General features: G+C 62.7%; 16 protein-coding genes and 2 rRNA genes (1 of these 18 cut by a window edge). 8 read left to right on the top strand and 10 right to left on the bottom strand.

Annotated features, from left to right (window positions below; all coding sequences use genetic code 11):
• Window positions 1–13: 13 nt before the first annotated feature.
• Window positions 14–781, top strand: coding sequence for an ABC transporter ATP-binding protein (locus tag AC23D4_RS04470; RefSeq protein ID WP_472889250.1), 768 nt, complete (start codon window positions 14–16; stop codon window positions 779–781).
• Between the two features lie 108 nt (window positions 782–889).
• Here the strand turns inward: AC23D4_RS04470 and AC23D4_RS04465 are convergent, their stop codons facing one another.
• The 3 genes from AC23D4_RS04465 to AC23D4_RS04455 form a co-directional block, all read right to left on the bottom strand.
• Window positions 890–3,373, bottom strand: a complete 2,484-nt coding sequence (locus AC23D4_RS04465; protein ID WP_472889249.1) for a penicillin acylase family protein — start codon at window positions 3,371–3,373, stop codon at window positions 890–892.
• Between the two features lie 79 nt (window positions 3,374–3,452).
• A complete protein-coding gene (locus tag AC23D4_RS04460) occupies window positions 3,453–4,397 on the bottom strand; it encodes an FHA domain-containing protein (RefSeq protein WP_472889248.1) in 945 nt (314 codons plus the stop codon).
• A gap of 92 nt (window positions 4,398–4,489) precedes the next feature.
• The gene (locus tag AC23D4_RS04455; RefSeq protein WP_472889247.1) at window positions 4,490–4,723 is read right to left on the bottom strand and encodes a hypothetical protein; all 234 of its coding nucleotides are present in this window, start codon (window positions 4,721–4,723) and stop codon (window positions 4,490–4,492) included.
• Between the two features lie 62 nt (window positions 4,724–4,785).
• On the opposite strand from AC23D4_RS04455, the gene AC23D4_RS04450 reads away from it, so the two are divergent.
• Complete coding sequence (locus AC23D4_RS04450; RefSeq protein WP_472889246.1) at window positions 4,786–5,118, top strand: hypothetical protein; 333 nt, start codon at window positions 4,786–4,788, stop codon at window positions 5,116–5,118.
• Between the two features lie 27 nt (window positions 5,119–5,145).
• On the opposite strand, the gene AC23D4_RS04445 is transcribed toward AC23D4_RS04450, so the two are convergent.
• Both AC23D4_RS04445 and tadA read right to left on the bottom strand, forming a co-directional pair.
• The gene (locus AC23D4_RS04445) at window positions 5,146–6,087 is read right to left on the bottom strand and encodes an LD-carboxypeptidase (RefSeq protein ID WP_472889245.1); all 942 of its coding nucleotides are present in this window, start codon (window positions 6,085–6,087) and stop codon (window positions 5,146–5,148) included.
• Between the two features lie 31 nt (window positions 6,088–6,118).
• The gene (tadA, locus tag AC23D4_RS04440; RefSeq protein ID WP_472889244.1) at window positions 6,119–7,510 is read right to left on the bottom strand and encodes a tRNA adenosine(34) deaminase TadA; all 1,392 of its coding nucleotides are present in this window, start codon (window positions 7,508–7,510) and stop codon (window positions 6,119–6,121) included.
• A 64-nt stretch (window positions 7,511–7,574) separates the two neighbouring features.
• Here tadA and opgC point away from each other — a divergent pair, with 64 nt between their 5' ends.
• Window positions 7,575–8,720 carry an OpgC domain-containing protein gene (gene opgC / locus AC23D4_RS04435; RefSeq protein ID WP_472889243.1) on the top strand — a complete coding sequence of 382 codons (1,146 nt, stop codon included), beginning with the start codon at window positions 7,575–7,577 and terminating at the stop codon, window positions 8,718–8,720.
• Here the strand turns inward: opgC and AC23D4_RS04430 are convergent.
• A complete protein-coding gene (locus tag AC23D4_RS04430) occupies window positions 8,700–9,371 on the bottom strand; it encodes an SGNH/GDSL hydrolase family protein (RefSeq protein ID WP_487623697.1) in 672 nt (223 codons plus the stop codon). The two genes, opgC and AC23D4_RS04430, sit on opposite strands and share 21 nt — an antisense overlap.
• A gap of 8 nt (window positions 9,372–9,379) precedes the next feature.
• The gene (locus tag AC23D4_RS04425; RefSeq protein WP_472889241.1) at window positions 9,380–9,985 is read right to left on the bottom strand and encodes a 2'-5' RNA ligase family protein; all 606 of its coding nucleotides are present in this window, start codon (window positions 9,983–9,985) and stop codon (window positions 9,380–9,382) included.
• 813 nt (window positions 9,986–10,798) lie between these two features.
• On the opposite strand from AC23D4_RS04425, the gene AC23D4_RS04420 reads away from it, so the two are divergent.
• Complete coding sequence (locus tag AC23D4_RS04420) at window positions 10,799–11,056, top strand: AlpA family phage regulatory protein (RefSeq protein WP_472889326.1); 258 nt, start codon at window positions 10,799–10,801, stop codon at window positions 11,054–11,056.
• A gap of 397 nt (window positions 11,057–11,453) precedes the next feature.
• Window positions 11,454–12,167: a response regulator gene (locus AC23D4_RS04415; RefSeq protein ID WP_472889240.1), complete on the top strand. Its 714-nt coding sequence runs from the start codon at window positions 11,454–11,456 to the stop codon at window positions 12,165–12,167.
• Here AC23D4_RS04415 and AC23D4_RS04410 read toward each other — a convergent pair.
• Window positions 12,137–15,130: an ATP-binding protein gene (locus tag AC23D4_RS04410; RefSeq protein ID WP_472889239.1), complete on the bottom strand. Its 2,994-nt coding sequence runs from the start codon at window positions 15,128–15,130 to the stop codon at window positions 12,137–12,139. The genes AC23D4_RS04415 and AC23D4_RS04410 overlap by 31 nt on opposite strands.
• Before the next feature lie 80 nt (window positions 15,131–15,210).
• On the opposite strand from AC23D4_RS04410, the gene torT reads away from it, so the two are divergent.
• The 3 genes from torT (at window position 15,211) to mobB (ending at window position 19,741) form a co-directional block, all read left to right on the top strand.
• On the top strand, window positions 15,211–16,305 hold the full coding sequence (gene torT, locus AC23D4_RS04405; RefSeq protein WP_472889238.1) for a TMAO reductase system periplasmic protein TorT: 1,095 nt from the start codon (window positions 15,211–15,213) through the stop codon (window positions 16,303–16,305).
• A gap of 128 nt (window positions 16,306–16,433) precedes the next feature.
• Complete coding sequence (locus AC23D4_RS04400) at window positions 16,434–19,094, top strand: molybdopterin-dependent oxidoreductase (protein ID WP_472889237.1); 2,661 nt, start codon at window positions 16,434–16,436, stop codon at window positions 19,092–19,094.
• A gap of 107 nt (window positions 19,095–19,201) precedes the next feature.
• Window positions 19,202–19,741, top strand: a complete 540-nt coding sequence (mobB, locus tag AC23D4_RS04395; RefSeq protein WP_487623696.1) for a molybdopterin-guanine dinucleotide biosynthesis protein B — start codon at window positions 19,202–19,204, stop codon at window positions 19,739–19,741.
• Window positions 19,742–19,807: 66 nt separating this feature from the next.
• Here the strand turns inward: mobB and rrf are convergent.
• Together rrf and AC23D4_RS04385 are read right to left on the bottom strand one after the other, a co-directional pair.
• Window positions 19,808–19,920 (bottom strand): 5S ribosomal RNA (gene rrf, locus AC23D4_RS04390).
• A gap of 160 nt (window positions 19,921–20,080) precedes the next feature.
• Window positions 20,081–22,800 (bottom strand): 23S ribosomal RNA (locus tag AC23D4_RS04385); it runs 159 nt beyond the window's last position.

Here is a 22,800-nt window from a genome sequence, read left to right as displayed (position 1 = left end):
TTCCTGTGAACCCATGACCACCAAACTCGAAGCCATCGACATCCGCAAGAGCTACGGCAGCAACGAAGTGCTCAAGGGTGTTTCGGTCACCGCCCACGCGGGCGACGTGATCAGCATCATCGGTTCCTCGGGGTCGGGCAAATCGACCTTCTTGCGCTGCATGAACCTGCTGGAGCGCCCCCAGCACGGCCGGATCATCGTGGCCGGGGAAGAGCTCAAGCTGGTGACGGCCAAAGACGGCATGCTCAAGGCGGCGGACGAAAAGCAGCTGCAGCGCGCCCGGTCCCGGCTCGCCATGGTGTTCCAGCATTTCAACCTCTGGTCGCACCTGACGGTGCTGGAGAACATCACCGAGGCGCCGATGCATGTGCTTGGTCAGAGCAAGGACGAAGCCGTGACCGCGGCCCGCAAGTACCTGGAAAAGGTGGGGCTGCGCGGCGTGGAAGACAAGTACCCGGCGCACATGTCCGGCGGCCAGCAGCAGCGCGTGGCGATTGCCCGGGCGCTGGCGGTGGAGCCCGAGGTGATGCTGTTCGACGAACCCACCAGCGCACTCGACCCCGAACTGGTCGGCGAAGTGCTGCGTGTGATGAAGCTGCTGGCTGAAGAAGGCCGCACCATGCTGGTGGTGACACACGAGATGGGCTTTGCCCGTGAGGTGTCGAACCACCTGATCTTTCTGCACAAAGGCTGCATCGAGGAACAGGGCGTGCCGGCCGAAGTGCTGGCCCGGCCCAAGAGCGAGCGGCTGGCGCAGTTCCTCTCCGGCAACCTCAAATAAGCCAGGCAAGCGACAAAACAGCGGGGGGCTTTCCCCGCTGTTGACCGGCTACCGGCCAGCCACCTCCTTTTGTTGGAACACAGGCCCAGCCCGATCCTGCTACAGCCGTCAGGGCACGAGTTGCAGGCTGCTGACCCAGCGCTCAGGCTCCATCTGCAAGGGGCGGTATTGCACCGCCCCCCAGGTTTCACTCATGTCACGGTAACGGCCTGAGAACACGTTGCCGCTCTGCCCTGTCTGGTAGACGAACACCGACTTGTCCAGATCGGCCAGGTCGTAGACCGCGCGCAGGCTGGCCGCATGGCGGTTGGCAAAGGGTGCGTCGGCCTTGTCCAGGTGGTATTGGCCCACGTTGAGGGTGAACGGATCGCCCCCGGTGGGCGTGCGGACCTCAAACAGCGGCGCCAGGGCGCCCACGTTGCTGAACGGCCGGTGGATCGAGATCGCCGGGTGTGCGGCTCCCCAGCGCCAGGCCGCCACATCCGGCCCCTGCATTGCCGACAGCCGGTCCAGCGCACGACCGAGGGCGGCGCTGCTGGCCGCTGCACAGCCAGCCGCCCCGCACCAGCCGGCATCGTCGCGCTCCAGCAGATCTTCGACCGCGTTGCGAAACAGCCGTTTGCCGTAAATCGCCTCGAAGCGCTCCTTGCCCAGCCGGCCACCAATGACCCCGCGCGTGAATTCATCGATCCACGCGGTGTAGACCAGTGGCGCCGCCCTGTCGGCGCGCATGCCTCCGTCAAAACCTTTCAGGGCGTCCTGCGCCGCAGCGGCCAGCGGGTGGGTGGACGCGGTTTTCTGCAGGAACGGCAGCAGCCGCAAGGTGGCGGCCGATTGCTGGTCGGCGTGCATGGCCTGGAAACTGGCCATGTCGTGCTTCGGTGTCTGCGCCAGCAAGGTCTCGATGCGTTCCTGGCGGTAGGGCGCGGCCCAGTCCTGGGTGAGAAAGTGCGGGTAGTCCGGGCCGTGGATGCGCTGGTTGGCGGTCGCGATCCAGCCCTTGCTGCCATCGTCCTGTGGCGTCTGCTCATAGGGCAGCCAGCCCGCCCAGTCGTAGCGAGCCTCCCAGCCCGGCGCGGGTGCGACGCCTCGGATATCGTTGCCTGGCTGACGCAGGGGAATCTTGCCCACCGCCTTGAAGGCGATGCGTCCGCTGCGATCGGCCACCACGACGTTCTGCATCGGTGCGTGAAAGTCGCGGTAGGCCTCCAGCAGGTCGGCCACGGAACCCGCGCGGTTCGAAGCCAGTGTGGCCTGCACGTTGAGGTTGTCCGCATCGAGCGCGGTCCAGCGCAGCGTCAGGGCGTAGCGCCCGGTGTCGATCAGCGCCTGGGTGCGACCGGGCACATCGCTGATCACTGGGCCGTGGCGCGTGCGGCGCACGGTGTGCAACACGTCGGCCTGACCCTTGACACGGATGGTCTCCACACGGGTCTCAAAATCGGCCCAGGCACTGCCCTGCTCCGCCGGCACGCGGTATTGCGCCGGGTTTCCGGGGTTGATCTGTTCCAGGTACAGGTCCTGCACGTCGGGCCCCGTGTTGGTGAAACCCCAGGCCACCTCGCGCGTGCGGCCCAGCACCACGAAGGGTGTGCCGGGCAGCGTGGCGCCCATGACGTCCATGCCCTTGAGCCCGTTCGCATCGGGTGCCTGCAGCCGCGCGAAATACCAGATGGCCGGCGCGCTCAGGCCGAGATGGGGATCGTTGGCCAGCAGAGGTTGCCCGCTGACGCTGCGCGTTCCAGCCACCACCCAGTTGTTGGAGCCCTTGCCTTCGATGTTGCCGAGTTCGTGGGCCCAGTCGCGCAGGTCCTGCCCGATGCGGGCGGCGAACGTGGTCACGTCGGGTTGTGCCCCGGAGGTCGCCAGTGGCTGGGGCCGGTAGACCCCGAGTTCGCGGTAGAGCCGGGCCAGGTCGGCGCTCGCCGCCGGCGGTTCGCCCGGATAGGGTGGAAACAGTTCCCACAGCTGGGGCGTGTCCAGCACCTGCAAGGCGGTCAGGCGAGCGATTTCGTTGCCCCAGTTGCCCCCCAGGTCCAGCGCCATCATGATCGACCAGGCCACGCTGTCCACCGGCTCCCAGTAGCGACCGGCGGCCGCCTCGTCGCGCGGGTTGACCCCCAGGATCTGGAACTCCGGCGAAAGCGCCTGCTTGCCTTGAGCGTAAAACGCGTTCACCCCGTCGCTGTAGGCCTGCAGGGCCTGGCGGGCCTCGTCGGTCAGACCGGCCAGCTGCGCGCGGGCGGCCGCGTGGATGCCCAGGCTGCGCATGAGTCGGTCGGTGTCCAGCGTGGCGGGGCCAAATGCTTCCGAGAGCGTGCCGCGCATGATGCGGCGGTTGAACTCCATCTGCCAGCCGCGCTCCTGCGCGTGCACGTAGCCCATGGCCATCCAGGCGTCGCGCGGATCGCTGGCCTGAATGTGGGTTACATCGCCGGCATCGCGCTGCACCAGCACACCGGCCCGCAGACCTTTGACGCCGAGCTCACCGCCGGTCTGCGGCAGGCTGCGCTGGGCATAGATGGCCACCGCGATCACCAGCAGCAACAGCAACAGGGCCAAGGCCCAGCATGTTCTTTTCAACCATCGCATGAAAGATGTCTCCTTGTGCGGCAGCATGTTGCCACGAGACCCCCCGCCCCGTTGTCATCGGGACGACGGCACCGGGAGTTCAACTGCGCAGAGGGCCGTGCCCCAGCAGCATGTGCCCGTCCACCAGCTTGAAATTGACGGTGGGTGTGCTGATGTCGGTGAACGGAGCCCCCAGGGCAATCTCACCATCGCTGTGCAGAAGACACTCCTGGCGGCGCAGCGCAATCACGTTGTCGGTTCCGGTAAAACGCACCCAGGTGCCGTAACTGCTGGTGTCTTCGAGCAGGTAGTTGCCCGAACGGATGTCGATGCTGGCGTGCAGGCGAGAGACGCGTGGATCGTTGATCACGAAGTCGGCTTCGGGCACGCGACCGATCTTCACGGGCAGATCGGTCAGGTTGAACGCGTGGCTCGCATCGAGCCAGCTCAGTTCGATGCCCCCGTAGACCGACTCTGTGGATTTTCGCAAGGCATGCAGATCGGCCGGCAGGGTGAGGAATTCCGACAGCATTTCCGACTGCCATTCAATGCGGAACACCTCGCAGGGTTCGACCCGGCCCTTGATGCGCATGGTCCCCAGGCTGCGGCTGCGCACGCCATTGTGTGCGCCCAGTTTGCGGATCACCGAGCTGGTGACCAGGATCTGTTCGGGTCCGGCTAGATCGCTCAATCGCGATGCCACATTGACGGCATCACCAAAACAATCCCCATCGACCTGCACCACCTGACCGCTGGCCATGCCGATCTGCATCATGAGCCTGAGCCGGTTGGGCCACCGGGCCACGCGTTCGGCATGCTCCTGCTGGATCTGGCTCATGCACTCGACGGCCAGCCGGTTGTTGGTGAAAGACAGCAGCACACCGTCGCCCAGCATCTTGACCACCTTGCCGCCGTGCACCAGCCCCACAGAACCGATCCACTGGGTCAGCTTGGTCACGGCTCTGGCCGCACGGTCGTTGCCCAGTGTTTCAAACACGGACACGCTACCGGTGAGGTCGACAAAAGCAATCGTCAGTTCAGCCATGAATGATCAACATCTGTCTGGAATTACAACACACCGCTCTCAGCCACAAACGCCACGGATCCAGCGCGGGCCTCACCAAGGTCGCGTGATATTTATCTCAATACCAACCGCCCAGGGGCCGGACAAGAACCTGGTCCGACCCGCTGCTCCAAGGGCCGATCCGGATAGCGCAAAAAGGACTTGGTTTCAAAGTAAAACCAAGTTGCTGCTGGTGTTTTTCTATCTCCAAGGTACTCATAAAGCGCACCCATCATCTTAAGCACTTCTGCTAAGCCCATGATTTGCCTGTTGTTTTCTTGACTTGGCTCAAGTTGCAGCGGTTGCATTCAAGGTGTTGACTGTCGTATTCTGAGGGCCAATAGAAAAAACCAGTCGTTGAGGTTTCACCATGCGTTGGATCAAACCTGCTTTGAGGAACAGCATTTCAGCCCTGTTGGGCAACGAGGTGCGCAAGCACTCGCCGGAATCGCTGGAACCCGTTCGCCAGGCCATGCTCGCCGCCCTGGGCGAAGACGGTGCACGACTCAATCCTCGCCTCAAACACCGCCTGCAATACCTGCACGACGCCCACGGCCTGTGGTACGCACGTTCGGAAATGGTGGCCGTGCTCAGCAGCCTGCACGGGGAGGCCCATGCGGTCGAGGCCGTCAAGAGTCTGTCACACGTGTTTCACGGCTTGTTGCCCAAGAGCCTGGTGGACGCCTGCCGCATGCGCCGCTGAGCAGCGACACGGCCCGGTTCAACCCTCTCAACCCCAGAAAACCAGGGCGTCCCGGCCCTGCACCAGCAGTTCCACCTTCTGCCCCACGGGCAGCAACACCTTGGTCGGTACATGGCCAAACGGCAGTCCGGTCAGCACCGGCGTTTTTGTCTTGCTGCGCAACCAGTCCACCACCGTCTGCAGCTTGAAGCCGCGGTCGTGCGGACTGGGCTTGTACCGGTTGAAAGCGCCCAGCAGCACAGCTTTCTGCTCTCCCAGAATACCCGCGTGCAGCAGCTGTGTGAGCTGTCGCTCGATGCGGTAGGGATGTTCGTTCACATCTTCCAGAAACAGGATGCCGCCCTTGACTTTGGGCAGCCAAGGCGTGCCGACCAGCGAACACAGCACCGACAGGTTGCCACCCCAAAGCACGGCATTGCGCACTTGAAGTAACGGTGCGTCCTCGCCCGGTTGCTTGGCTCGCACGGCCAGCGCCGGCAGATCGGACTTCGGCAGTTGCCAGCCCGTGCCCTCGCCCTGCCCGCAGACCATGTCGTCGAAGCAGGCTTCCATGATGTCGTCGGGCGTGTCTTCGCAGCCGAAGTCTTCTCCCAGCGCCGGACCGGCCCAGGTGGTGGCGCCCGTCTTGGCCAGCAGCGCGCACTGCAGCGCGGTGAAATCGCTCAGGCCCACGAACTGGGTGCCTTTTTCGACGGCTTTGGTGATCTGCTTGTAGGGCAGCTCGGGCAGGAGGCGCGTGAGTCCGTAGCCACCGCGCGAGGTGAGTGCCACATCGGCACCACTGGCCGCGGCGCGGGTGATGGCCGCCAGACGCGTGGCGTCGTCGCCGGCAAAGCGCATGTGGCTGGTGAGCGCGGCCTCGTCGATCTCGACCTCGTGCCCCAGGGTCTTGAGGCGGGCCACCCCGCGTTTGAACGCCGCTTTGTCGCGCACCGCGCTGGATGGAGAGTAGATGTAGATGTGGCTCATGGGCGATAGGTGAATGGGGCAACAGCGGGCATCATCGCCCAAAAACAGCGACGACCTCACGGGCGATGCGCTCGCCGTGCTCCTGGACAAAATGTCCGGCCTGGGGCAGCAGCAGAGGCTCGGCGCAGTTCCTGATGTCGCGCTGCAGCGCACGCATCACCGGCTCGCCCAGCACCGGGTCCTGCTGGCCGATGGCCATGAAGGTCCGTCCCTGCCAGTCGTGCCGCCAGAACTCGCGAGCCTGGCGCGAGACTTCTGCGCCATCGTCGTCGGGCTGTTCTGGAACCATGGCCGGGAAGGCGCGCAACGCGGCGCGGTGGCCCCGGTCCGGAAAGGGCGCGTTGTAGGCAGCGCATTCTTCGGCGCTCATCTGCGGGTTGCCGCGGGCAAAGAGCCGGGCGACGTCGAATTCGGGGTTCTTGGCGCACATGTCGCGCCAGGCCAGAAAGCCGGGCGAGAGCGGGGCATCACCGGTGGCCAGTGTGGTGTTCATCACCAGCAGGCCACGGTAGCGCCCGGGTGCGGCCATGGGCAGCGTCAGGCCGAGCAGGCCACCCCAGTCCTGCACCACCAGCACCACGTTGCGCAGATCGAGCCGCTCGACCAGCTCCAGCAGCACCTGCCGGTGCCAAGTGAAACCGTGGGACCCCTCTTTTTTGGGTTTGTCGCTCTTGCCGAAACCGATCAGGTCGGGTGCGACCACCCGCGCGCCGCTGGCGGCGAACACGGGGATCATCTTCCGGTACAGGTAGCTCCAGGCCGGGTTGCCGTGCAGGCACAGCCAGGTGGTGCTGGCGTCGCGCGGCCCCAGGTCGAGGTAGTGCAGACGCAGGCCGTTGAGTGACGGCAAGTCGCTGACGTATTGGGGTTCCCAGGGGTAGTCGGGCAAACCGGCGAAGCGCGCGTCGGGCGTGCGAAGGGCGTCGTCCCGCAACGGATGCGCGACGCGGCGCTGGTCTTCGCGCCGCTGCCGGAAAAAATCGCTGAGCAGCGCGCCGCATTCTTCGGCCAGCACCCCGCCCTGCACAGCGGTCTGGTGGTTCAGCTGTGGTTCTGCGAACAGATTGACCACCGAGCCGGCCGCGCCGGTCTTGGGGTCGGCCGCGCCAAACACCACGCGCGGCAGCCGCGCATGCAGCATGGCTCCGCTGCACATGGCGCAGGGTTCCAGCGTGACGTACAGCGTGCAGTCGTCCAGCCGGTAGTTGCCCAGTGCCCGGGCCGCCGCACGCAGCGCGACGATTTCGGCATGGGCGGTGGGGTCGAGGCCGTCGATCGGCGCGTTGCGGCCTGTGGCGATCACCTGCCCATCCTTCACCACGACGGCGCCCACGGGCACCTCGCCCGCCTCGCCCGCGCGCCGCGCCTCGGACAGCGCCAGGCGCATGAATGGGTGGTCGGCGTGGGACTCGGTTGCGGACATGCGGCGAGTGTAGGCGAGGCCTCGCAGGCTCTGGCATGATCATGGGTTCCTCTGGTTTACCCTGATGTCAATCGCCCCTCAACGCCGCTGGGAGCTGGACGCCCTGCGGGGCCTCATGCTCGTCCTGATGACGCTGACCCACATGCCGACGATGTATTCGTTGCCATCGGGCCAGCCGTTCGGCTTTGTGTCGGCCGCCGAGGGTTTCGTGTTCCTGTCGGCTTTCATGGCGGGCCGCGTGTACGGCGGCCGGGCCCGGCGCGATGGTCTGCCCGCCATGCAGGCCGCCTTCCACAGCCGCGCGCTCAAACTTTACCTGTGCCAGCTCGGCCTGCTGCTGCTCGCCTTCACGCTGATCGCCTGGCTCGGCGTGCACAACCGGCAGGGCGGCGTGACCGGCCTGCTCGAGTTTTTCTTCATCGACCGCTCGGCCGCTGTGGTGGGAGCCGCCCTGCTGCTCTACAACCCGCCGCTGCTGGATATCCTGCCGCTGTACATCGCCCTGATGCTGCTGAGCCCCTGGCTGCTGCGCCGAGGCCTGCAGCAGGGTTGGCGCGGCGTGCTCACGGTCAGCGCCCTGCTCTGGCTGGCACAACAATGGGGTCTGGGCCTGGCGCTGTACGGGTGGTTCGTTCAAGGCACCGGTTTTTCAGTGCCCTACAAAGACATGGGCGCCTTCCACTGGTTGGCATGGCAGGCGCTGTGGGTGGCCGGCCTGTGGCTCGGCGCGCGGCAGCAACCGTTGCCGCGTTTCCCGTGGTGGCTGCTGGTGCCGGCAGCGCTGTACGCGCTGGGCATGCTGCTGTGGCGCCACATGGTGGGCCAGGACCCGATGCCCGGCGTGCCTGCGGTTGGTCAGTTGCTCGACAAATGGTCGCTCGGACCGCTGCGGATCCTGAACTTTGCCAGCGTGTTCGTCTTGCTGGTGTCGGCCGGCCCCTGGCTGAAGCGGTTGCTGCCTCGTCCCCGGGCACTGGAACTGCTGGGGCGCAACTCGCTGCCGGTGTTTTGCGCCCACATCGTGATCGCGCTCTTCACGCTCGCCTTCTTTGGGTCCACCCAGGTCATCCGTCCCTGGACCACCGATCTCGCACTGCTGGCCAGCGCGTTCGCCGGCCTGTTCGCCGTCGCGATGGCGGTAGAAGCACATGAGCGCCGAGGCTGGCGCCCGCCGGCGCCGGTATGGCGTTCAGGGGCGCAGATGCGCTGAAACCACCTGGCGCCAGAGGCCATAGCCCTCGGCGCTCAGGTGAAGCTGGTCGCTCAGATACAGCTCGGGTCGAGGCCGTCCGTCGTTGTCCAGCATCGCGGCGTGCACGTCGATGTAGTCGAGATGGTCGTGCGCCAGCACATGGGTCTGGATCAGCAGGTTGGCTTCGCGCATGGCCATCATGTGTGTCAGCCGCGAGGGGCTGGGTTTGATCGAGAGGTAGGCGATCCGGGTATCCGGCAAGGCCATTTGCACCCGCTGTACGAACCTGACGAAATGGGCCAGCAGGTCCTGTGGGCTGGCGCCCTCGGCCAGGTCGTTTTCACCCGCGTAAAGCACCACCAGCCTTGGCCGGTACGGCAGCACGAGGCGGTGCACCAGATCGGCGCAGTCCGACAGGCGCGAGCCGCCAAAACCCCGCCGTATCACCACCGGCTGCTCGGGAAAGGCCGTTTCCAGGCCAGCCCACATCCGGATCGATGAACTGCCCACGAACAGAATGCCACCCACCACCGGTGGTTCCTGCCGGTCGGCCGCGACAAACACGTCCAGCTCTTTTTTCCAGCGCAGTTCAGCGGGTGCATCACTCTGGGCCCGGACCTGGGTCCAGAACATGGCCACCAGGGCCACCACAAATACGCGGCGCTTCATCTGGCCCTTCATGGGTGCAAGGGCCAGGTGCCCAGGCATTCGTAGTGACTATGGCCGACATGGCTGTCGATCAACGCAAATTCGGTGGCCGTCCAGTGCAGGGGGTGGTCGATGACTTGCTCGGCCACGAGCCGGTGGTCGTACAGCAAGGTCATGTGCGGATTGAAGCTTCGGCCTGCCGGCAAGGGAAATCCCGCCCGCTTCATTTCCAGTCCGAGCATCTGCTGCAACAGGTGAAGGCCGTGCAGCGACCTGTGATCCGAGTGGCACAAGACCAGGGGCTGGCTGCGATCCATGCCCCGGTCAAAGCTGAGCACGCGGTCGAACACCACGTCGAAAGGCGCTGAATTCACACGGGCCGCCAGAACCCTTGCCGCTTCAACAACGGGCGGGGATACATCCGGCGCGACGCCCAGCAGGGAGACGTGCAGACGGTCCCGGTCGATCAGCCGGCCCGTCAGCCCGTGCATGCCACGCAGACGCCCAGCCAGCGCCATCACCTGCTCTGCCACCGCAACCGGTGGCATCAACGCGAAGAACAGGTTGTGTTGGCCCGACGGCACCGGCCCGCTGGTCGGTGGGTCAAAACCTGGCAGGTTGAACTGATCGTTCATGGTCCGAAAAGATACCACCGCGCGACGAAGCCAGCCGGCTTCAGGGTGAAATGCCTGACGAGACCCGCGACTCAAACGGGTCGCGCAGCTCCTGTGACGTCACTCCCACTCTATGGTCAACAGTCGGTCACGGCTCAGAGGAAAAGCGCGCTGCGTGCCAGCCGAGGACGGGCCCGATACCGACAGATCTGCCGTCACGTTCGAGAGCCCCTCCCAGGGCTCTTTGCTCTCGATCTCACTCATCGATGGTTCATGACAGCGATTGGAATGCGAGAGTGGCATGTTTTGCAACGCAATGAAGGTAACTGGCACTCGCTCCAGAGGATGAAGACGGTATTCAAGAATGGCTTTGACGGTATCACAACCTTCCTGGGCCGTGACCCGATCGGTTCACGACCATCGTTAGAAACCGCGCTGCCCGGATGCTGGCTGTTAATCCGCAGGTCACTGATTCAAGTCCAGGTCGGGGAGTCAAGTAAATCAAGATTCAGCAGGTTAGCGTCTGCTGACATTTTGCATTCTGGATCAGGCTGGTGCCAGTTTCAGATCTGATGAACACAGGCCAGAGAATCTCGCCCGATCTGTTGCGCAAGCGTCGCATCAAGAAATTGGCAGAGACCACCGCAAGGCAGACACCGCCCAGATTTCCAGATTTCTTGGTTGCTGCTCGGCCTTATTCTGATAGATCGCTGTGAGCAAGATTTGTCTGCGAATCCAGCATGACCAAGATGCCTTGACCGGGAGAATGCCGTGCAGCAGACATCCACCCTACCATCCGATACACACGATCAGGTAACGATCGTGTTCCTGCGCATGCCATCTGTCATGCAGATGACGGACCTCGGTCGACCAACGATCTACAGGCTCATGGCCAATCAGCAGTTTCCCTGCCCGGTTCGACTTGGGCCTGGCGCCGCAGCGAGTTGGATCTATGGAGCCAAACACGCCCAGCGGCATCGCACTGAGCGGACATACTCAGCCCAGCCAGCTGTCGAGCCCACCAGGGACGCGCAGACCTTCACTGCGACGGCCCGACGTCGAGCCACTGCGGCAGTCAAACCTGTGACCTGAGTGGCTTCAATGCAGCTGTCGCTGACGGTGGGTGCTGCCAGGCGTGCTCCCTTTGACTGCCACGAAGCGGCTGTTGGGCACGGCGCCGCGCCACCGACCGTTTCCACATCTCATGGACTGGCTGCACCGACACGTGGTCGTAATTGATAGATCAATCGTGAGAGGCTGCGCTACCGCGGCGCCGGGGCGGCCGCCTGCAACAGCTGCTATGAGAAGCAGGTCTGGGCCAGTGCTTCCTGCCATATGCGGACGGCCACCCGTATCGCGGTACCAGCTGCCGTGGGAAGCACGGCGGCCGTTTCGCCGTCATTCACCTCCGACCAAACTCCGGTTCCATATAATTTTCTGAACCGATGACGCCCTCCGATCCGATCAAAACACGGACAACTCGAACATCTTGTCTGCCACACACAGCCTCCTTGTCGTCGACGACGATCCTTTGACATGTACACGGGTCAAGGCCTACTTTGAGCGGGAAGGCTATTGCGTCCGAGTGGCTGCCAATGGCGATGAAATGTGGGACTGCCTGCACCAGCACCCCACCGATGTGGTGCTGCTGGACATCGGCCTGCCCGGACGTGACGGTCTCGAGCTGGCGCGGGAGCTGCGCGCCCACAACGCCAGCATCGGGCTCATCCTGGTGACCGGCCGCAACGACGACATCGACAAGATCGTGGGCCTGGAGTCCGGTGCCGATGATTACGTCACCAAACCCTTCAACGCGCGCGAATTGCTCGCGCGGGTCAAGATCGTCCTGAGGCGCCTCCGCCCGGTGTCGACAGCGGGCGCGTCCGGGCTACAACGCAAGCTGGGCAAATGGACGCTGGACCTGGCGCAGCGCAAGCTCTCCGCGGCGGATGGGCGCCAGGAGATTCTGACCCGGGGCGAGTTTGACCTGCTGGCCGCCCTGGCCCGGCACCTCGGGACTGCGGTGGAGCGCGAGCGCCTGATGCAACAGGTTTTCCACCGCTCGTGGGACCCGAGCGACCGCACCGTCGATGTGCTGGTGGCCCGCCTGCGCGAGAAGATGGAAAAAGACCCCCGACACCCGGAGCTGATCGTCACCGTCCGGGGCGTCGGTTACCTGCTGGCCGACAACGCCGCATCCTGACGCCCTTCTTCGGAGGGGCCCAGCCAGCGTTCCAGCGCCTCGATTCCTTCGGGAATGGCCTCCAACAGCTGGCTGATCAGCAGCGGAAGCTGCGCCGCCGTCAGCATTCCTTCACCGTCCGCGTCTTCCAGACGTCGGCAGGCCTGCATGACACGCAGAAGCCCCAGGTTGCTCGCTGCGCTGCGCAGCTGGTGGGCGGTCCGTCGGATCTGTTCGGCGTCGGCGGCCTTCGCTGCGTCTTGCAGTGATGTTGCAGACGCATCGGAGGCTTGGCGGAACAGGCTCAGCAACTGCCGCAGGACATCGAGCCCGAGGTCCTCGCTCTCCTGCGCGAGATAGGCCTCGTCCAGCGTTGGGGCATCGCCTGCCGCTGCCACGTCCTTGACCAGTGGGGTGGGTGTTGGGGCACCCGTCGGGGGTGAGGAGGACTGCAGCGCCCGAGCCAGTGCACGCGCAAGTTCGCCGCGCTGAAAAGGTTTGCTGAGAAAGCCCACCATGTTGGCAGAGGCCGGGTGTTCGAGGATGTCAGGCGTGACATGTGCGGACATGCCCAGGATGGGCAGTGCCCGCCACCGGCCGCCGTCGAGGGTGCGCAGCGTCTGGGCGACTTCCAGCCCCGAATCGCCGGGCAGGCTGATGTCCATCAGCACGCAGTCCGTGTGCCCCCCATGGCGCAGCAAGTCGATGGCAATGGGGCCGCTGTCGGCCAGCCGAACCCGATGGCCCAGTGCTTCCAGGTAACGCTGGCAGACGATGCGGTTGATGTCGTCGTCCTCCACCACCAGCACATCCAGCGATGGGATCGGGTCGGCGATATCGGGCAGAGGAGCCAATGAAGCCCCCGCCGCAGCAGGCTCGAACGGCAGTTCGAAGCCGACTTCCGTGCCCTCCCCGACCGTGCTCTTGAGCCACAGGCGCCCCGCCATCAGTTCCACCAGGCGTTGGCAGATGGCCAGGCCAAGCCCGGTTCCGCCGTGCCGACGATGCGCCGTGTCCTCCACCTGGACAAACGGTTTGAAAACAGCCTCCTGCTGATCAGTCGGAATGCCAATACCGGTGTCGAGCACCTGAAACTGCAGCCTCAACGCACCCGTCGGGTCGTCCGCTGCACGCACCACTTTCACCGTGACTTCGCCTTCGTCGGTGAACTTGATGGCGTTGCCGATGGTGTTGAGCAGGATCTGGTTGAGCTTTCGTCGATCGCCCACAAGCCGCTCGGGCACGTCATCGGAAATGTCGCGCACAAGTGCCAGGCCCTTGCTGCGCGCCGCGACGGACTGCAGGGCCAGCATGTCGTCGATGACATCCCGTACCGCGAAGGACTCCCGCATGACTTCCAGCTTGCCTGCCTCCAGGCGGGAAAAACCAAGCATGTCCTCCAGGGTTTCCAGCAGGGTGCCGTTGGCGTACTCGATCATCCGCAGGTACTCGCGTTGACGATCATCCAGCGCGGTGTCGCGCAGCAGGTGCACGCTGCCGCTGACGCCGCTGAGCGGCGTGCGCAGCTCGTGGCTGAGGCTGCCGAGAAACTCGTTCTTCGCGCGGTTGGCCTCCTCGGCCTCGCGCCGTGCCTGCGCGTGCAGCGCGACTTCGCGCTCCAGCAGTTCGTTGCTGCGGCTGAGTGCTGCGGTGCGGTCCTGTACCTGCTGCTCCAGTTGCTGCTGGTGCTGGCGCAGCGACTTCTCCAGGCGTTGCCGCTCGATCGCGTGCTCCCGGAACTGCTCCAGCGCCTGCACCAGCGGCAGCAGCGGATCGTGGCGGGCCACCGGATGGGTGATCGCCACGCTGTGATCGCCGGCCATGAGTGCCCGCATGGCGTTTTCCATGCCTTTGAGCCGACCCAGCAACTCGTAACGCAGGATCAACCAGAGCGTGGCCAGCAAAGTCAGCAAGAGGACGCCGGCGACGGCCAGAAAGCCCACGGCTCCGCGGGCGATCGCGGTACGCGAGCCTGTGCCCACCTGCGCCATGGCCTGCTGACTGGCCTGCAGCAGTGCAGCCCCTTGTTCGTTCAGGCGCAGCGCCAGGGCAGCCCCCGTATCCCGCTCAGCGGCCAACTGTCCGTCGAGCGTCACGCGCCGAGCCAGCAAGGCAAACAGGCCCTGGGACGCCAGTGCCGCCTTCAGCACGTCGACATGTCGCTGCGCGGTGGCCTTGCGGGTCGGGTCCCGGAAGTCCTGCAGCCGATGCGACAGGATGGCCAGGTCGGCCGAAAAATCTCTGCTCAAATCCCGCAAGGCCGGCGATGTGGGGGCACCCTCCACGCGATCGAGCGTGGTCTTGAGCCGGAAGCAAACGAGCTGCAATTCGGACATGCGCTCCATGCGATCGATGTCCACCTCGATCAGGCGGTCCAGCGACTCGAGGATCTCGTCCCGGCTGGCGCCGCGCTCAACCATGGGGTAGAGACTGGACACGGTGGCCGCGGAAAAGGTCGAGGCGTTCGCAGCCAGCGCCTCCGCCAGCAGCATCAGCTCGGCCACTGCCCGGTGCAGCGCCTCCTGGGCCTGGCGAATCTCGCCTTGCACCTGCTGTGATTGCCGCGCCTTGCTGGCCTGCAATCCGAGGTTGGTGTGCATCTCCTGGACCGTCACCGCCAGCGCCTGTTCCAGCTGGGGCTCGAAGTCCTGCTGTTCCAGGCGCTCCAGCAGGTTGCGCACCTGGGCCAGTTGAGCGTCGCCCTGACGCTGAAAGGCATCGACCTCATCGACGGTTTGCGCGCGCCGCAGCTGATCAACCAGCGCCAGGCTGCGGTTGTTGAGCTGGGTCACCGCACCGACCGCTTCCAGTGCCGGCACCGTGTTGTCGATGATGCGGCGCTGCAGCCCGACCACCTGGTTGAAGCTGAGCCAGGCGGTGGCCGCCACCGCCGCTGTCAGCAGCGCGCCCACGGCCAACGCCAGCCCGATCTTGCCGATCAAGCCCAGTCGGCGGTCGAGCCGATTGATCCAGGGGAGCATCATTTCCAATCCAGCGTTCGCGTGCCGACCGAAGTCATCTGTCATGCTATTCTGATCCGGAAACCGGCTTACAGTCCGCGGGCATGACGTCCACCTTTTTTTCCCTTCACCAGTTGCGACGGCCAGCCGCTGCCTTGTGGGGCCTGTGCCTGGCCTGGTCCGTGGTGGTCTTACCGGCTGCAGCCCAACCCATCCTGAGCTGGGAACCGCCATTCAAGGCAGCCGCGCCCGTGCGGGCCGAGCACACGCCGGCCGCGCCCGCCCGCCAGTCCTGGGTGCTCTGCGTGGTGGTGCCGCACATCAAGGATGCGTATTGGCTGGGCGTCAACTACGGCATGGTGGAGGAAGCGCGCCGCCTGCGCGTGGAGGTGCGATTTTCCGAGGCCGGCGGCTATGCCCAGTTGGCGGTCCAGCGCGCCCAGATCCAGACCTGCGCCTCGGACCGCCGCGTGCACGCCCTGATCATCGGTGCGGTCTCCCGTGATGTCATGACCCCGCACCTGCGCCAGCTGACAACGCGCATGCCCGTCATCGGTACCGTCAATGCCATCGACGACGTCGGCATTTCGGGCAAGGTGGGCGTGGACTGGGACGAAATGGGCCGGGCGGCTGGCCGCTTTCTGGTCAGCCAGACGCGGGGTGACGGTCCTCCAGTGCAGGTGGCCTGGTTCCCGGGACCGCGCAGTGTCAGCGAAGGCGTGGACCGCGCCTTTCGCCAGGCCATCGCCGGCAGCCGCGTCGTCATCCGCACGACGGCGTGGGGCGACACCGGCAAGGCCGTGCAGCGCAACCTGCTGCAACAGGTGCTCGACGATCACAAGGACCTGGACTTTGTGGCCGGCAATGCCCTGATGGCGGAGGCCGCCATCAGCGTGCTGCGCGAGCGCGGCCTGCAGGACCGGATCGGCATCGTCTCGACCTACTTCACGCCGGCGGTGCATCGGGGCATCCTGCGGGGCCGCATCCTCGCGGCCCCCACCGATGCACCCGTGCTCCAGGGCCGGATGTCGATCGGCCTGGCGGTCGACCTGCTGGAGCGGCGGCCGACCCGCCGGCACTTTGGCCCGGTGATTCGCACGGTTGAGCAGGGCAATCTGGGCGAGCTCAACATCGACGAGTCGCTGCCACCACCCCTGCTGATGCCCCAGTTCTACCACCGGCCCGACACGGCGAACTGACTCACCGCCCGTTAACGCGGTTAACAAAGGCACGGCACAGCACAACAAATCCGAGCGCGTCATTGATCTGCGATTCCTAGCATCAGGACATACCCCATCGGTCTGTTTTATTTGCAAGGAGATCCATCATGACCATTACCCGACGCGGCCTTTTGAAGGCATCGGTGGCCTCGGCAGTGACTGCCAACGGCCTGACCTGGTTCGCAGCTGACGAAGTGTTTGCCGCCGACACCCAGGTGATTCCCAGTGCCAGCCACTGGGGCCCATTCAAGGCGGTGGTGAAGAACGGCGTTCTGGTCGGCATCCAGCCGCTCAAGGACGTGGACGCCACACCGACCACCATGCTCACGGAAGGCCTGATCGGCCGTGTCTATCACAAGACCCGTGTGAAGTACCCGATGGTGCGCAAGTCCTATCTGGCCAACCCCACGGGTGACACCAAGCCTCACCTGCGCGGCAAGGAACCCTTCGTGCGCGTGAGCTGGGAACAGGCCTTGGCGTTGACCTCCGACGCCATCCTGCGCACGGCTGAGAAGCACGGCAACGAGGCGGTGTTCAGCGCTTCCTATGGCGGCTGGTCGCACGCCGGTCTGCTGCGCCCGCAGGTGCTGCAGGGCCGCCTGTTCGGCCTGATCGGTGGTCATTCGGTCACCACCGGCGACTATTCGGGCGGTGCTTCGCAGGTCAGCCTGCCGCACATCATCGGCGACATGGAGGTGTACTCGCCCCAGACTTCGTGGGAAGTGATGGCCGAGCACACCGAGGTCATGGTCTGGATCGGCTGCGACCCGTTCAAGAACAACCGGATCGAGTTCACGGTCGCCGACCACCAGATGGCCCCGCGCTGGATGAAGATCAAGGAGCGCGGTGTCAAGTTCATCTCGATCAACCCGCAGTACACGCCGACCGACGATGCGGTCGGCTCCGAGTGGGTCAAGATCGTTCCGAACACGGACGTGGCGCTGTTCTCGGCCATGGCCCACCATGTCTACACCACCGGCAAGCACGACAAGGCCTATCTGGCCAAGTACACCGTGGGCTTCGACAAGTACCTGGCCTACCTGCTGGGCAAGGATGGTGACGGCACGCCGCCCAAGACTCCCGAGTGGGCCGCCAAGATCACAGGCATTCCAGCCGCCAAGATCGTCGAGCTCGCTGAGCTGTTTGCCTCCAAGCGCACCCAGTTCGCTGGCGCCTGGTCTCTGCAGCGCGCACAACACGGCGAGATGACACACTGGGCGATCATCAACTTCTCAGCCATGCTCGGCAAGATCGGCAAGCCGGGCGAAGGCGTGGGCTTCAGCTGGCATTACGGTGGTGGTGGCATGGCGCAGTCCAACGCCATCATGCCGGTCGGCTTGTCGCAGGGTCGCAACCCGATCAAGGCGCGCTGCCCGGCCTCGCGCATCAGCGAGATGCTGATGAACCCCGGCAAGGAATACACCCGCGACGGCACTACGCACAAGTATCCGCTTGTCAAGCTGATCTACACCGCTGGCAACAACTTCATGTCGCACCAGCAGAACACCAATGAGTTGCTGCGTGCGATGAATCAGCAGGTCGAAACGGTGATTTGCCAGGACCCCTGGTGGTGTGCCTCCTCGCGCTTCGCCGACATCGTGCTGCCGGCCACATCGGCGCTCGAGCGCGACGACATGAGCACCGGCGGCACCTACAGCAACGACAAGATCTACGCGATGCGCCAGGTCATCAAGCCTTACGGCGAGAGCCTGGACGACTTCGAGATCTTCCGCCGCCTGGCGGCAATGATGGGTGTCGAGTACGGCTTCACCGAAGGTAAGTCGGTCATGGACATCCTCAAGGCCTCGTACGCAGCGACCGGCCAGAAAGTGCCGTTCGACAAGTTCTGGAAAGACGGTATCGTGCGCATCGACGTCCCCGAGAAAATGCGCAAGTGGGTGCGTCACGGCGATTTCTACACCGACCCGGTCAGGCACCCGCTGCATACCAAGTCGGGCAAGATCGAGCTCTTCTGCTCCGAGATTGCGCGTTTCAACGTGTCCGACTGCCCGCCGGTCCCGAAGTATCTGGAGCCGTCCGAGTTCCTGGGCAACGCCAAGCCGGGTCAGGTGCACGTGGTCAGTCCGCACCCCTACAACCGGGTGCACTCGCAGATGGCCAACGCCGACGTGCGTCTGGAGCAGAACGTCAAAGGGCGCCAGCATGTGCTCATCAGCGTCGAAGATGCCGCCGCCAAGGGCATCAAGAGCGGTGATCTGGTCGAGTTGTACAACGATCGTGGCGCACTGATTGCGGGCGCGGTGGTCACCAACAAGATCATGAAGGGTGTGGTCAGCCTCGAAGAGGGCAACTGGATCCAGCTCGATTCCAAGGGTCGCTGCAACAGCGGTGCGATCAACATCATCACGACCAGCGTCGCGTCGAGCGGCCTGAGCCAGGCCACCAGCGCCAACACCTGCATTGCCAACCTCAAGCGTTGCGATGACGCCGAGTCGGTCAACCGCGCTTACGAGCCGCCAGCGATCGAAAGGGTGGAACAACGCAAGCTGGATGTCGATGCGCTCAAGCTCACTGAGCGTGCCGCCATCGTGAAGGGCGCGACCATGGGCGCTATGGTGCCGGGAGAGAAGCTGTTCTACGAGCGCTGCACCGTGTGTCACGTGCCGCGCGAGCCGGGCGACTTCACCAAGAGCCAGTGGCACGGCATCACGCAGAGCATGTTTCCGCGGGCAGGGCTGGACGATCTCCAGCGCAAGGTGGTGCTGGACTTCCTGGAGAAGAACGCCAAGGACGCCATCGTGCCCTGACGCTCAGCGGCGCGTTGCATTGGAAGTGTCGGCGCTGCGCCGCCACTTCCGCTTCACAAAGCGAGCACAAGACCATGAATATATTTGGCATCACAGGTCACTCGGGCATGGGCAAGACCACCCTGCTCGAAAAGCTGATTCCCGAGCTTAGCTCCCGCGGGCTCACGGTCTCTCTGATCAAGCACAGCCACAAAGACATCGAGGTGGATCGTCCCGGCAAAGACTCCTACCGGCTGCGGGAGTCCGGGTGTACGGAGGTCATGCTGCTGGGGCACAACCGCTGGGCACTGATGCACGAGTTGTGCGGCGCCATCGAACCACCACTGGAGTACCTGCTGGCACGTCTTCAAACGTGTGACGTGGTGCTGCTGGAAGGTTTCAAGAGTGGCGATTTCCCGAAGCTGGAGGTCTGGCGAGCCGCGTTGAACAAGCCGCCGCTGGGCAGGGACTGGCCGGGAATTGTCGCGACTGCCGGTGACGCATTGCATCTGCTACCGCCCGATACATTCAAGCTGGAACTCTCCGATACCAAAGCGATAGCGGACCTGGTGTTGAGGAAAGGCCGGCCCGTTGCTGAATTCTTGGAAACAGATCTTGCAACCGCAATCTCCGAACCTGAAGCGCGTGTGATGCAGCAAAACAATTGATATAGCCCCTAGGAAAGCCAAAACCCCCAGGTACGCGCGGTACGAGGGGGTTGTGGGGGAGTAAGAGCCTGACGATGACCTACTTTCACACGGGAATCCGCACTATCATCGGCGCAAAGTCGTTTCACTGTCCTGTTCGGGATGGGAAGGAGTGGTACCAACTTGCTATGGTCGTCAGGCATAACGGGTTGTCCTTGCTGTGCTGATGCACAACAGGGACGAATTCATAGAGTTTCGAATCAGCTCATTTTGATTGCTGCCAACGATGTAGGCCAACGAGGGTTGTCCTACGGGGCATAACAATAACATTTGCACTTGGACGATTATCGTCAAAGTTATAGGGTCAAGCCTCACGAGCAATTAGTATCAGTTAGCTTAACGCATTACTGCGCTTCCACATCTGACCTATCAACGTCCTGGTCTTGAACGACTCTTTAGGGGGCTCAAGGCCCCGGCAGATCTCATCTTGGAACGAGTTTCCCGCTTAGATGCTTTCAGCGGTTATCTCTTCCGCACTTAGCTACCCGGCAATGCCACTGGCGTGACAACCGGTACACCAGAGGTGCGTCCACTCCGGTCCTCTCGTACTAGGAGCAGGCTTCCTCAAATCTGCAGCGCCCACGGAAGATAGGGACCAAACTGTCTCACGACGTTTTAAACCCAGCTCACGTACCTCTTTAAATGGCGAACAGCCATACCCTTGGGACCGGCTACAGCCCCAGGATGAGATGAGCCGACATCGAGGTGCCAAACACCGCCGTCGATATGAACTCTTGGGCGGTATCAGCCTGTTATCCCCAGAGTACCTTTTATCCGTTGAGCGATGGCCCTTCCATACAGAACCACCGGATCACTATGTCCTGCTTTCGCATCTGCTCGACTTGTCAGTCTCGCAGTTAAGCACGCTTATGCCATTGCACTATTAGCACGATGTCCGACCGTACCTAGCGTACCTTCGAACTCCTCCGTTACACTTTGGGAGGAGACCGCCCCAGTCAAACTGCCTACCATGCACTGTCCCCGATCCCGATAAGGGACCTAGGTTAGAACCTCAAACACACCAGGGTGGTATTTCAACGTTGGCTCCACAAGATCTAGCGACCCTGCTTCAAAGCCTCCCACCTATCCTACACAGATCTGTTCAAAATTCAATACAAAGCTACAGTAAAGGTTCATGGGGTCTTTCCGTCTTTCCGCGGGGAGATTGCATCATCACAAACATTTCAACTTCGCTGAGTCTCTGGAGGAGACAGTGTGGCCATCGTTACGCCATTCGTGCAGGTCGGAACTTACCCGACAAGGAATTTCGCTACCTTAGGACCGTTATAGTTACGGCCGCCGTTTACTGGGACTTCGATCAAGAGCTTGCACCCCATCAATTAATCTTCCAGCACCGGGCAGGCGTCACACCCTATACGTCCACTTTCGTGTTTGCAGAGTGCTGTGTTTTTAATAAACAGTCGCAGCCACCAATTTTTTGCAACCCGTTCGTGCTCAGATGTTCTCATCACACTACAAGGGCACACCTTCTTCCGAAGTTACGGTGTCAATTTGCCGAGTTCCTTCTCCAGAGTTCTCTCAAGCGCCTTAGAATACTCATCTCGCGCACCAGTGTCGGTTTGCGGTACGGTCAATTACAAGCTGAAGCTTAGTGGCTTTTCCTGGGACCTCGTTCAGTTACTTCGCGAGCAAGCTCGCTCGATCAACAGCCTCGGTATATGACACGCGGATTTGCCTACGTGTCGCCTACATCTGTCTAAACCGGCACATCCAACCGCCGGATAACCTATTAAGATCCGTCCCCACATCGCACTTGTAATCGGTACAGGAATATTGACCTGTTTCCCATCAGTTACGCATCTCTGCCTCACCTTAGGGGCCGACTCACCCTACGCCGATGAACGTTGCGTAGGAAACCTTGCGCTTACGGCGAGGGGGCTTTTCACCCCCTTTAACGCTACTCATGTCAGCATTCGCACTTCTGATACCTCCAGCATCCTTTACAAGACACCTTCACAGGCTTACAGAACGCTCTCCTACCACTTGCAATAAATTGCAAATCCGCAGCTTCGGTAACTGGCTTAGCCCCGTTACATCTTCCGCGCAGGACGACTCGATCAGTGAGCTATTACGCTTTCTTTAAATGATGGCTGCTTCTAAGCCAACATCCTGACTGTTTTAGCCTTCCCACTTCGTTTCCCACTTAGCCAATTTTAGGGACCTTAGCTGGCGGTCTGGGTTGTTTCCCTCTTGAGTCCGGACGTTAGCACCCGGTGCTCTGTCTCCCAAGCTGTACTCGTCGGTATTCGGAGTTTGCCTTGGTTTGGTAAGTCGCCATGACCCCCTAGCCAAAACAGTGCTCTACCCCCGACGGTAATACTTGAGGCACTACCTAAATAGTTTTCGGAGAGAACCAGCTATTTCCAAGTTTGTTTAGCCTTTCACCCCTATCCACAGCTCATCCGCTAATTTTGCAACATTAGTCGGTTCGGACCTCCAGTACCTGTTACGGCACCTTCATCCTGGCCATGGATAGATCACTTGGTTTCGGGTCTACACCCAGCGACTGAATCGCCCTATTCGGACTCGGTTTCCCTACGCCTTCCCTACTCGGTTAAGCTTGCCACTGAATGTAAGTCGCTGACCCATTATACAAAAGGTACGCAGTCACCCCTTTCGAGGCTCCTACTTTTTGTAAGCATGCGGTTTCAGGATCTATTTCACTCCCCTCCCGGGGTTCTTTTCGCCTTTCCCTCACGGTACTTGTTCACTATCGGTCGATGATGAGTATTTAGCCTTGGAGGATGGTCCCCCCATATTCAGACAGGATTTCTCGTGTCCCGCCCTACTTTTCGTTAGCTCAGTATCACACAGGTCTTTTCACGTACGGGGCTATCACCCACTATGGCCGTCCTTTCCAGAACGTTCCGTTAAGTCTTGTGCTATCACTAACAGGCTCTTCCAATTTCGCTCGCCACTACTTTCGGAATCTCGGTTGATGTCTTTTCCTCGAGCTACTGAGATGTTTCAGTTCACCCGGTTCGCCTCGCATGACTATG

Source organism: Hydrogenophaga sp. L76, assembly GCF_057654755.1.
The sequence above is the reverse complement of the archived record's forward strand: the minus strand, read 5'-3'. Positions and strand labels throughout refer to the sequence as shown.

Excerpts from the sequence above, each read along its gene's own strand:
- AC23D4_RS04470 (WP_472889250.1), top strand. The coding sequence starts at position 14 with ATGACCACCAAACTCGAAGCCATCGACATCCGCAAGAGCTACGGCAGC.
- AC23D4_RS04465 (WP_472889249.1), bottom strand. The coding sequence starts at position 3,373 with ATGCGATGGTTGAAAAGAACATGCTGGGCCTTGGCCCTGTTGCTGTTG.
- AC23D4_RS04460 (WP_472889248.1), bottom strand. The coding sequence starts at position 4,397 with ATGGCTGAACTGACGATTGCTTTTGTCGACCTCACCGGTAGCGTGTCC.
- AC23D4_RS04455 (WP_472889247.1), bottom strand. The coding sequence starts at position 4,723 with ATGCAACCGCTGCAACTTGAGCCAAGTCAAGAAAACAACAGGCAAATC.
- AC23D4_RS04450 (WP_472889246.1), top strand. The coding sequence starts at position 4,786 with ATGCGTTGGATCAAACCTGCTTTGAGGAACAGCATTTCAGCCCTGTTG.
- AC23D4_RS04445 (WP_472889245.1), bottom strand. The coding sequence starts at position 6,087 with ATGAGCCACATCTACATCTACTCTCCATCCAGCGCGGTGCGCGACAAA.
- tadA (WP_472889244.1), bottom strand. The coding sequence starts at position 7,510 with ATGTCCGCAACCGAGTCCCACGCCGACCACCCATTCATGCGCCTGGCG.
- opgC (WP_472889243.1), top strand. The coding sequence starts at position 7,575 with ATGTCAATCGCCCCTCAACGCCGCTGGGAGCTGGACGCCCTGCGGGGC.
- AC23D4_RS04430 (WP_487623697.1), bottom strand. The coding sequence starts at position 9,371 with ATGAAGCGCCGCGTATTTGTGGTGGCCCTGGTGGCCATGTTCTGGACC.
- AC23D4_RS04425 (WP_472889241.1), bottom strand. The coding sequence starts at position 9,985 with ATGAACGATCAGTTCAACCTGCCAGGTTTTGACCCACCGACCAGCGGG.
- AC23D4_RS04420 (WP_472889326.1), top strand. The coding sequence starts at position 10,799 with ATGCCATCTGTCATGCAGATGACGGACCTCGGTCGACCAACGATCTAC.
- AC23D4_RS04410 (WP_472889239.1), bottom strand. The coding sequence starts at position 15,130 with ATGATGCTCCCCTGGATCAATCGGCTCGACCGCCGACTGGGCTTGATC.
- torT (WP_472889238.1), top strand. The coding sequence starts at position 15,211 with ATGACGTCCACCTTTTTTTCCCTTCACCAGTTGCGACGGCCAGCCGCT.
- AC23D4_RS04400 (WP_472889237.1), top strand. The coding sequence starts at position 16,434 with ATGACCATTACCCGACGCGGCCTTTTGAAGGCATCGGTGGCCTCGGCA.
- mobB (WP_487623696.1), top strand. The coding sequence starts at position 19,202 with ATGGGCAAGACCACCCTGCTCGAAAAGCTGATTCCCGAGCTTAGCTCC.